Genomic DNA, 9,164 nt, shown 5'->3' on the forward strand with positions numbered 1-9,164 from the left:
GGACGCCTGCCGGGCGTCGGTAGAGTGCGCGGGCGGGACGGCACCGGGAAGACGACGGGGAGAAGGCGCGAGGGCAGTGGGGCGGAGGCGGCGGAGGGTGCCGGAGGCGCCGTTGGGACAGCGGGACGGGGTGGATCCGGTGCGGGTGCGGCTGCCCGCGGATCCCGGTGGGGAGTGGGCGACCGTACGGGATCATCTCGTCGCGCGGTTCGGGCGTGCCATCGGGGTGGAGCGGGTCGACGCGATACTGCGGGCGGGGCGGTTCGTCGGGGTGGACGGTCCGGTGGCGGCGGCCGAACCGTACACGGCCGGCCGTTATCTCTGGTTCCACCGGGAGTTCGCCGCCGAGGAGCGGGTGCCGTCCGAGATCGGGATCGTGCACCGCGACGAGCGGATCGTCGTCGTGGACAAGCCGCATTTCCTCGCCACCACACCGCGTGGAAGCCATGTCACCGACACCGCGCTGGCCAGGCTGCGGCGGGAGCTGGGGCTGCCCGGGCTCCAGCCCGCGCACCGGCTCGACCGGCTGACGGCGGGGCTGGCGCTCTTTGTCGTACGGACGGAGGACCGGGGCGCGTACCAGACGCTGTTCCGGGACCGGCTGGTACGGAAGGGGTACGAGGCAGTCGCACCGTACGACCCGGCGGTGGCGCTGCCGGTCACGGTGCGCAGCCGGATCGAGAAGGAGCGCGGGGTGCTGACCGCGCGGGAGGTGCCGGGCGAGCCCAACAGCGAGAGCCGGATCGAACTGCTGGAGCACCACGGCGGGTTCGGCCGGTACCGGCTCTCTCCGGCGACCGGCCGTACCCATCAGTTGCGGGTCCATATGAACGCACTGGGGCTGCCGCTGCTGAACGACCCGCTCTATCCGGTGGTACGGGAGGAGGGGCCGGACGACTATGCCCGGCCCCTCCAACTGCTCGCGAAGACCCTGGAGTTCACGGATCCGGTGACCGGCGGGCCGTACCGCTTCGAAAGCCGCCTGCGACTTCTGCGGCCCGCTCAGTGGCCGCGCTGAATCCATTCCTCCAGGTGGGGCGCCTCGGCGCCGATGGTGGTCGTGTCGCCATGGCCGGTCCGTACGACCGTCTCCGGCGGCAGGCCCAGCAGCCGGTCGCGGATCGAGTCGATGATGGTCGGGAAGTGCGAGAACGACCGGCCGGTGGCGCCCGGCCCGCCCTGGAACAGGGTGTCGCCGGTGAAGACCGTGGACAGTTCGGGGGCGTGGAGGCAGACCGCGCCGGGCGCGTGCCCGGGGGTGTGCAGCACGGTCAGGGTGGTGCCGGCGACCGAAAGGGTCCCGCCGTCGGTGAGTTCGCCGTCCGGGATCTGCTCCGGGTAGGTCTGCTTCCAGAGCGGCAGATCGTCGTGGTGCAGCAGGACGGGCGCGCCGGTGGCGGCGGCGAGCGCCGGGGCCGCGCCGATGTGGTCGTTGTGCGCGTGGGTGCAGACGATCGCGCGCAGCGTACGGCCGCCCAGCGCCTCCTCGATGGCGGCGGCGTCGTGCGCGGCGTCGATGACGATGGCCTCGGAGTCGTCGCCGACGATCCAGACGTTGTTGTCGACGTCCCAGGTGCCGCCGTCGAGCGAGAAGGTGCCCGAGGTGATGAGCCGGTCGATACGGACGCTCACTGGAACACCACCACCGAACGCAGCACATCGCCCTCGTGCATCCGGGCGAACGCCTTCTCCACATCGCCGAGTCCGATGGTCTCGGTGACAAAGGCGGCGAGGTCGATACGGCCCTGCTGGTGCAGGTCGATCAGCATCGGGAAGTCACGGGAGGGCAGACAGTCGCCGTACCACGAGGACTTGAGGGAGCCGCCGCGCCCGAAGACGTCCAGCAGCGGGAGTTCGAGCTTCATCTCGGGCGTGGGGACGCCGACGAGGACGACGGTGCCGGCCAGGTCACGGGCGTAGAAGGCCTGTTCGTAGGTCTCGGGACGGCCGACCGCCTCGATGACGACATCCGCGCCGAACCCGCCGGTCAGTTCGCGGATCGCCTCGACCGGGCCGGTGGAGCGGGAGTTGACGGTGTGGGTCGCGCCCATCGACTTCGCCGTCTCCAGCTTGCGGTCATCGATGTCGACGGCGATGATCCGGGCCGCGCCCGCGAGCCGCGCGCCGACGATCGCCGCGTCGCCCACACCGCCGCAGCCGATGACCGCGACGGAGTCGCCGCGGGTCACCCCGCCGGTGTTGATCGCGGCGCCGATGCCGGCCATCACACCGCAGCCGAGCAGGCCCGCGACGGCCGGGGAGACGGCCGGGTCGACCTTGGTGCACTGGCCGGCGGCGACCAGGGTCTTCTCGGCGAAGGCGCCGATACCGAGGGCCGGGGACAGTTCCGTACCGTCCGTCAGGGTCATCTTCTGCCGGGCGTTGTGGGTGTTGAAGCAGTACTGCGGCCGGCCGCGCAGGCAGGCGCGACAAGCCCCGCACACCGCACGCCAGTTGAGAATGACGAAGTCGCCGGGCGCGACCTCCGTGACGCCCTCGCCGACCGACTCCACCACGCCCGCGGCCTCATGGCCGAGGAGGAAGGGGAAGTCGTCATTGATCCCGCCCTGCTTGTAGTGCAGGTCGGTGTGGCACACACCGCACGCCTGCACCGTCACCACGGCCTCGCCGGGGCCGGGGTCGGGTACGACGATCGTCTCGACCCGTACCGGCTCGTTCTTGCCGGGGGCGATGACCCCTTGCACCTGCTGCGCCATGCCAGGACCTGCCTTTCCTCACCTCTGGGACGGAATCCTTCCCCACCACTATCCCGTGCGCGGGCGGGTACCGCTGGCCACCGGCGCGGACGACGGGGCGTCAGAACGATCCGGTCGGGGGTCAGGACATCGGCCGGGGGCCGGGATGTCCGGTCAGGGGCCGGCCGTCCGGTCAGGGAGCCAGGACGTCGAGTTCCTGGAGCGCGCCGACGGCGATCTCCCGGGTCAGTTCCTCGGCGCGGGCCGCGTCGCCTTCGCGTACCGCCTCGGCGACGCCCACATGCAGGGTGACGGCCGCGGGGTCCGGGTCGTCGAACATCACCTGGTGACGGGTACGGCCGGTGAGGATCTCGGCGACCACATCGCCGAGCCGGGCGAACATCTCGTTGCCCGACGCGTTCAGCACCACCCGGTGGAAGGCGATGTCGTGGACGAGGTACTCCTCCAGCCGGCGCCCCCGCGAGGTGGCGACCATGCCGAGCGCCTGCTCGGTGAGGGCGGCGCACTGCTCGGGTGTGGCGTTACGGGCGGCGAGCCCGGCCGCGACCGGTTCGACGGCGGAGCGCAGCACCGTCAGCGAGCGGAGCTGGCGGGGCCGGTCGGCGCCGGCGAGGCGCCAGCGGATGACCCGCGGATCGTAGACGTTCCACTCCTCGGCGGGGCGTACGGTCACGCCGACCCGGCGCCGGGACTCGACGAGGTGCATCGATTCGAGGACACGGACCACTTCGCGGACGACGGTGCGCGAGACGTCGAAGCGCTGGGCGACCTCGTCGGTACGGACCACGCTTCCGGCGGGATACTCGCCGGCGGTGATGGCGAGGCCGAGAGCGTCCAGCACACGGGTATGCAGGCCCCGGCCTTCTGTGGTCATGGGCCAAGCCTACGGGGCAGGGCCCGGCGGTAAAAAGTACGACGTTTACATCACAGCCTCTTGAATACGTCGTACCTAATGCGTTTCATTGGCGCGAAGGCCAGGGCCTGTCTCTTGGGTCAGGCCGGATCAGGGAGCGGGGTCTGGTGCCGTGGATCGCAAGGCGGAGGAGGGAGCCATGGCGGAGCCCTGGTGACCGACGACAACGCCGCGAGTCACGGTGCCAGGGCACGCGAGCCCGGCAAGACCTGAGAGACAGGCCCTGGGTCGAAGAGGACAGGCCGAGAGACAGCGAGGCATGGCATGAGCACCCCCCACGTCGTCGTGGTGATGGGCGTGGCAGGGACCGGCAAGTCCACCGTCGGGCCCCTGCTCGCCGCCGCACTGGGCGTCCCGTACGCCGAGGGCGACGACTTCCACCCGCCCGCGAACATCGCCAGGATGTCCGCGGGCATTCCGCTGGAGGACGCGGACCGGTGGCCCTGGCTCGACGCGATCGGACGCTGGGCGCACGGCCGGGCCGGGCTCGGCGGTGTGGTGAGCAGCTCCGCGCTCAAGCGCGCCTACCGCGACCGGCTGCGGGCCGCCGCGCCCGGCGCGGTCTTTCTGCATCTCACCGGGGACCGGGCCCTCATCGGGCGGCGGATGGCGGAGCGCAAGGGGCACTTCATGCCTCCCGCGCTTCTGGACTCACAGTTCGCGGCCCTGGAGAACCTGGAGCCCGACGAGCCGGGCGTCAGCGTCGATGTGTCAGGTACCCCCCAAGGAATCACCGCTCGGGCCGTCGCCGCGCTGCGCCGGCTCATGGACTGAATCCCCAGCCCAAATCCACGAATCGAAGGAATCCCCCCGTGACCAGTCTCAGTGTCGAGACGCTGGCAGCGGACACCGTCGAGCCGATCACCTCGGCGGGCAACGCCCAGCTCGGCATAGCCGTGCTCGCCGGTATCGCCGTCATCGTCCTGCTCATCACCGTCGCCAAGCTCCATGCCTTTCTGGCCCTGACCATCGGCTCGCTGGCGCTCGGCGCCTTCGCGGGCGCCCCGCTGGACAAGGTCATAGCCAGCTTCACCGCCGGTCTCGGCTCCACCGTCGCGGGCGTGGGAGTGCTGATCGCGCTCGGCGCCATTCTCGGCAAACTGCTCGCCGACTCCGGCGGAGCGGACCAGATCGTCGACACGATCCTCGCGAAGGCGGGCGGGCGCGCGATGCCCTGGGCGATGGTCCTCATCGCCTCGGTCATCGGGCTGCCGCTCTTCTTCGAGGTCGGCATCGTGCTGCTGATCCCGGTGGTGCTGCTGGTCGCCAAGCGCGGCAACTACTCGCTCATGCGGATCGGCATCCCGGCGCTGGCCGGGCTCTCCGTGATGCACGGTCTGATCCCGCCGCACCCCGGGCCGCTGGTCGCGATCGACGCGATCGGCGCCAATCTGGGGGTCACCCTGGCGCTGGGCGTGGTCGTGGCCATTCCGACGGTGATCATCGCGGGGCCGCTCTTCTCCCGGTACGCGGCGCGCTGGGTGGACATCCCGGCCCCCGACCGGATGGTGCCGCAGCGCACCTCCGAGAAGCTGGAGCGGCGGCCGAGCTTCGCGGCGACGGTCGCCACGGTACTGCTGCCGGTGGTGCTGATGCTGGGCAAGGCGCTGGTGGACATCGTCGTGGACGACCCGGAGAACACCGTCCAGCGGGTCGCGGATGTCGTCGGTTCACCGCTGATCGCGCTGCTCGCCGCCGTACTCGTCGGGCTCTTCACACTGGGGCGCGCGGCCGGGTTCACCAAGGACCGGATCGCCTCAACCGTCGAGAAGTCGCTCGCGCCGATCGCGGGCGTGCTGATGATCGTCGGCGCGGGCGGCGGCTTCAAGCAGACGCTGATCGACTCCGGGGTGGGCCAGATGGTCCTGGACATCTCCAAGGACTGGTCGATCCCGGCCCTGCTGCTGGCCTGGCTGATCGCCGTGGCCATCCGGCTGGCGACCGGCTCGGCGACCGTGGCGACGATCTCGGCGGCCGGGCTGGCGGCGCCGCTGGCGGCGGACATGACCAGCACCCATGCCGCGCTGCTGGTGCTGGCGATCGGGGCGGGCTCGCTCTTCTTCAGCCATGTCAACGACGCGGGGTTCTGGCTGGTGAAGGAGTACTTCGGGATGAACGTCGGTCAGACGATCAAGACCTGGTCGGTGATGGAGACCCTGATCTCGGTGGTCGGCCTGGGCTGTGTGCTGCTGCTGTCGCTGGTGTTGTAGCGAGGCCGACGGTTCATACGAGCCGGCTGTCCTTACAGGTCGGCCGTCCGTACGACAGGCACGGCGGGGCGGGGCACGCCCAGCTCAGTCACCTTTCCAGTGACGGTGCTCCCGCTCCGCCCACGCCCGGTCCACCGACCCGGTCCGCATCCCGCGCCGGGCCTCGGGATCCCCGTACGCCATGCCGATGTGCCCGGCGAGGACGACACCGATGGCCAGGGCCAGCCAGTCATGGATGAAGGTGGCGCTCGTACGCCACATGACGGGCGCGAGCCCGGTGAACCACATCAGCAGCCCGGTGCCGAGCATCACCAGTACCGCGCCCGCGATCCAGGCCGCGTACAGCTTCTGCCCCGCGTTGAACTTCCCGGACGGCCGGGAGGCGGGGCGCGGGTCGCGCCGCAGTGCGGCGCGCAGCCACTCCTTGTCGTACGGCAGGAAACGGTTCAGCCGACCCAGATCGGCGCGGAAGGCCCGGGAGACGAGGCCGACGAGCACGGGCACCGGCAGCAGCAGCCCCGACCACTCGTGGACGGTGACCACGAGCAGCCGCCGACCGACGAGTTCGGCGAGCTGGGGCAGGTAGAGACAGGCCGCGCTCGCCACGCACACCAGCATCAGGGCCCCGGTCGTACGGTGCACCCAGCGCTGGGCCGGGCCGAAACGCCGTACCCGCGCGGCGGCACCGCCCGGGTCAGACGGTGGGGGTGTCCTCGCGGCCATTGGACCTGCCGACCCAGGCGTCGACGTCATAGCCGCGCTCCTCCCAGTAGCCGGGCCGTACGCCGGAGGTGACGGAGATCCCGGAGAGCCATTTCGCCGACTTGTAGAAGTACATCGGCGCCACATAGAGCCGGACCGGGCCGCCGTGCGCGTGCCCGATCTCCTTGTCCTGCATCTTCAGCGCCACCATCACATCGGCGCGGCGGGCCTGCTGGAGCGTCAGGCTCTCGCTGTACGCGCCGTCGAAGCAGGTGAAGCGGACCGCCTTGGCCTCCGGGCGCACCCCGGCCGCGTCGAGGAGGTCCGAGAGCCGTACGCCCTCGAAGGGGGTGTGCGGCACGCGCCAGCCGGTCACGCACTGCACATCGCGCACGATCCGGGTCCGCGGCAGGTCCCGCAGCGCGTCGAGGGTGTACGTGGCGGGCCGGTCGACCAGTCCGCCGACCGTCAGCCGGTAGGTGTCCGGGCCCTTGCGGGGTACGGAGGCGGTGACGGAGTAGTAGCGGAAGCCGCCGCCGTTGGGCAGCAGTCCGGTCAGACCGGTCGGGTCCTTGTCGGCGGCCGAGCCGAGGAAGGCCTCGAAACCGCGCTGGAGCTGGGGCGCCGCGACAAGCCCCGCCGCGCCCAGGCCGAGCATGGAGAGCAGCACGCGGCGGCCCACGGGCGCGCCCTCGGGCTCGCTCTGTTGAGGGTTCACCCATCGAGGAGAACACCCGCGGCGCCCGGAATCCAGGGGCCGCGGACATCCGTCAGACTTTCGTCAGAACCGCGGACCGGACGGAACGGGGCCGGGCCGTGGCTCGGAACAGAGCCGGGCCGGAGCGCGGGACAGAGCCGGGCCTGACGCAGGACAGGCCGGGCAGCGGGCGCCGGCCGGCCGGTGGCCCGGACCGCGGGCCGGTGTCAGCCGACCGCTTCCGCCGCCGCGCGGCCCGCCGTACGCCCCGAGAAGACGCAGCCACCGAGGAAGGTCCCTTCGAGGGAGCGGTAGCCATGGACACCGCCGCCGCCGAACCCGGCCGCCTCGCCCGCCGCGTACACCCCCGGCAGCGGCTCGCCCCCGGCGGTCAGGACGCGCGAGGACAGGTCGGTCTCCAGGCCGCCGAGCGACTTGCGGGTCAGGATGTTCAGCCGCACGGCGATCAGCGGCCCGGCCGCCGGGTCGAGGATCCGGTGCGGCGGGACCGTACGGGTCAGCCGGTCGCCGAGATAGCCGCGGGCGCCCCGGATCGCGGTGATCTGGAGGTCCTTGGTGAAGGGGTGGGCGACCTCCCGGTCGCGCGCGGTGATCTCGTCGCGCAGCCGGCCCTCGTCGATCAGCGGCTCCCCGGTGAGCGCGTTCATCCCCCGTACCAGCGCGGCCAGATCGCGTTCGACGACGAAGTCCGCGCCCTTGTCCATGAACGCCTTGACCGGGCCCGGCACTTCGGCGCGTACCCGCCCGAAGACCCCGCGTACCGACTTGCCGGTCAGATCGGGGTTCTGCTCGGACCCCGAGAGCGCGAACTCCTTCCGGATGATGCGCTGGTTGAGCACGAACCAGGTGTGGTCGTGGCCTGAGCGCGTGATGTGCTCCAGCGTGCCGAGGGTGTCGAAGCCGGGGAAGAGCGGTACGGGCAGCCGCCGCCCGGTCGCGTCCAGCCAGAGCGAGGACGGTCCCGGCAGGATACGGATGCCGTGCCGGGCCCAGATGGGGTCCCAGTTCTCGATGCCCTCGGTGTAGTGCCACATCCGGTCGCGGTTGATGTGGTGCGCGCCGGCCGCCTCCGTGATGCCGAGCATCAGCCCGTCCACATGCGCGGGCACCCCGGAGAGCATCCTGCGGGGCGGGGTGCGGAGCCGCTCGGGCCACTGGGCGCGCACCAGGTCGTGATTGCCGCCGATACCGCCGGAGGTCACGATCACGGCCTGCGCCCGCAGTTGGAAGGCCCCGGTCACCACGCGGCTGCTCGCGGTGCCGCGTTCGGCGTCGCTCGGCTCCAGGATCTCGCCGGTCACGGTGTCCACGGCGCCCGCCGTGGCGGCGAGGCCGGTGACCCGGTGCCGGAACCGGAGGGTCACCAGCCCTTTGGCGACCCCCTCGCGCACCCGCCGCTCGAACGGCGCGACCACCGCGGGCCCGGTGCCCCAGGTGATGTGGAAGCGCGGTACGGAATTGCCGTGCCCGGTGGCGTCGTACCCGCCGCGCTCGGCCCAGCCGACGACCGGGAAGAACCGTACGCCCTGCCGGTACAGCCAGTCCCGCTTCTCGCCCGCCGCGAAGTCGACGTACGCCTCGGCCCAGGCGCGCGGCCAGCGGTCCTCGGGGCGGTCGAAGCCGGCGGTGCCCAGCCAGTCCTGGAGGGCCAGTTCACGGCTGTCCCTGATCCGGAGGCGGCGCTGCTCGGGCGAGTCCACGAGGAACAGCCCGCCGAACGACCAGTGCGCCTGGCCGCCGAGCGACTGCTCGGGCTCCTGGTCGAGGACGATGACGGACCGGCCGGCGGCAACGAGTTCGGCGGTGGCGACCAGGCCCGCGAGGCCCGCCCCGATCACGATCACATCAGCGTCGTAGGCCATGGTTTCCGTCCTTCGGCTTCGGGGGTGCGGGGGGCTTAGGGG

At 71.7% G+C, this 9,164-nt stretch carries 9 protein-coding genes; 3 read left to right on the forward strand and 6 right to left on the reverse strand.

Going from position 1 to position 9,164, the window contains the following annotated elements; translation table 11 throughout:
• The first annotated feature begins 76 nt into the window (after positions 1 to 76).
• Positions 77 to 1,018, forward strand: a complete 942-nt coding sequence (locus tag WH07_RS16550) for a pseudouridine synthase (RefSeq protein ID WP_046500685.1) — start codon at positions 77 to 79, stop codon at positions 1,016 to 1,018.
• Here the strand turns inward: WH07_RS16550 and WH07_RS16555 are convergent.
• From WH07_RS16555 to WH07_RS16565, 3 genes are all read right to left on the reverse strand, one after another.
• A complete protein-coding gene (locus tag WH07_RS16555; RefSeq protein WP_046500687.1) occupies positions 1,003 to 1,632 on the reverse strand; it encodes an MBL fold metallo-hydrolase in 630 nt (209 codons plus the stop codon). The genes WH07_RS16550 and WH07_RS16555 overlap by 16 nt on opposite strands.
• A complete protein-coding gene (locus WH07_RS16560; protein WP_046500688.1) occupies positions 1,629 to 2,717 on the reverse strand; it encodes an S-(hydroxymethyl)mycothiol dehydrogenase in 1,089 nt (362 codons plus the stop codon). The genes WH07_RS16555 and WH07_RS16560 overlap by 4 nt, the downstream gene beginning before the upstream one ends.
• A 172-nt stretch (positions 2,718 to 2,889) precedes the next feature.
• Positions 2,890 to 3,591, reverse strand: a complete 702-nt coding sequence (locus tag WH07_RS16565; protein WP_046500690.1) for a FadR/GntR family transcriptional regulator — start codon at positions 3,589 to 3,591, stop codon at positions 2,890 to 2,892.
• A gap of 303 nt (positions 3,592 to 3,894) precedes the next feature.
• On the opposite strand from WH07_RS16565, the gene WH07_RS16570 reads away from it, so the two are divergent.
• Together WH07_RS16570 and WH07_RS16575 are read left to right on the forward strand one after the other, a co-directional pair.
• Complete coding sequence (locus tag WH07_RS16570) at positions 3,895 to 4,404, forward strand: gluconokinase (RefSeq protein ID WP_046500691.1); 510 nt, start codon at positions 3,895 to 3,897, stop codon at positions 4,402 to 4,404.
• 38 nt (positions 4,405 to 4,442) lie between these two features.
• A complete protein-coding gene (locus tag WH07_RS16575) occupies positions 4,443 to 5,840 on the forward strand; it encodes a GntT/GntP/DsdX family permease (protein WP_046500692.1) in 1,398 nt (465 codons plus the stop codon).
• An 84-nt stretch (positions 5,841 to 5,924) separates the two neighbouring features.
• Here the strand turns inward: WH07_RS16575 and WH07_RS16580 are convergent, their stop codons facing one another.
• From WH07_RS16580 to WH07_RS16590, 3 genes are all read right to left on the reverse strand, one after another.
• Positions 5,925 to 6,563, reverse strand: a complete 639-nt coding sequence (locus tag WH07_RS16580) for a cytochrome b/b6 domain-containing protein (protein WP_232788931.1) — start codon at positions 6,561 to 6,563, stop codon at positions 5,925 to 5,927.
• Positions 6,535 to 7,200 carry a molybdopterin-dependent oxidoreductase gene (locus tag WH07_RS16585; protein ID WP_079023288.1) on the reverse strand — a complete coding sequence of 222 codons (666 nt, stop codon included), beginning with the start codon at positions 7,198 to 7,200 and terminating at the stop codon, positions 6,535 to 6,537. The genes WH07_RS16580 and WH07_RS16585 overlap by 29 nt, the downstream gene beginning before the upstream one ends.
• A gap of 266 nt (positions 7,201 to 7,466) precedes the next feature.
• Positions 7,467 to 9,122 carry an FAD-binding dehydrogenase gene (locus WH07_RS16590; RefSeq protein ID WP_046500695.1) on the reverse strand — a complete coding sequence of 552 codons (1,656 nt, stop codon included), beginning with the start codon at positions 9,120 to 9,122 and terminating at the stop codon, positions 7,467 to 7,469.
• Positions 9,123 to 9,164: the final 42 nt, after the last annotated feature.

Origin of the sequence: Streptomyces odonnellii, from assembly GCF_000981895.1 — a bacterium.
GTDB lineage: Bacteria > Actinomycetota > Actinomycetes > Streptomycetales > Streptomycetaceae > Streptomyces > Streptomyces odonnellii.

Bases quoted from the DNA above. Each gene is read 5' to 3' on its own strand.
- WH07_RS16560 (WP_046500688.1), bottom strand. From the start codon at position 2,717: ATGGCGCAGCAGGTGCAAGGGGTCATCGCCCCCGGCAAGAACGAGCCG.
- WH07_RS16565 (WP_046500690.1), bottom strand. From the start codon at position 3,591: ATGACCACAGAAGGCCGGGGCCTGCATACCCGTGTGCTGGACGCTCTC.
- WH07_RS16570 (WP_046500691.1), top strand. From the start codon at position 3,895: ATGAGCACCCCCCACGTCGTCGTGGTGATGGGCGTGGCAGGGACCGGC.
- WH07_RS16580 (WP_232788931.1), bottom strand. From the start codon at position 6,563: ATGGCCGCGAGGACACCCCCACCGTCTGACCCGGGCGGTGCCGCCGCG.
- WH07_RS16585 (WP_079023288.1), bottom strand. From the start codon at position 7,200: ATGCTCGGCCTGGGCGCGGCGGGGCTTGTCGCGGCGCCCCAGCTCCAG.
- WH07_RS16590 (WP_046500695.1), bottom strand. From the start codon at position 9,122: ATGGCCTACGACGCTGATGTGATCGTGATCGGGGCGGGCCTCGCGGGC.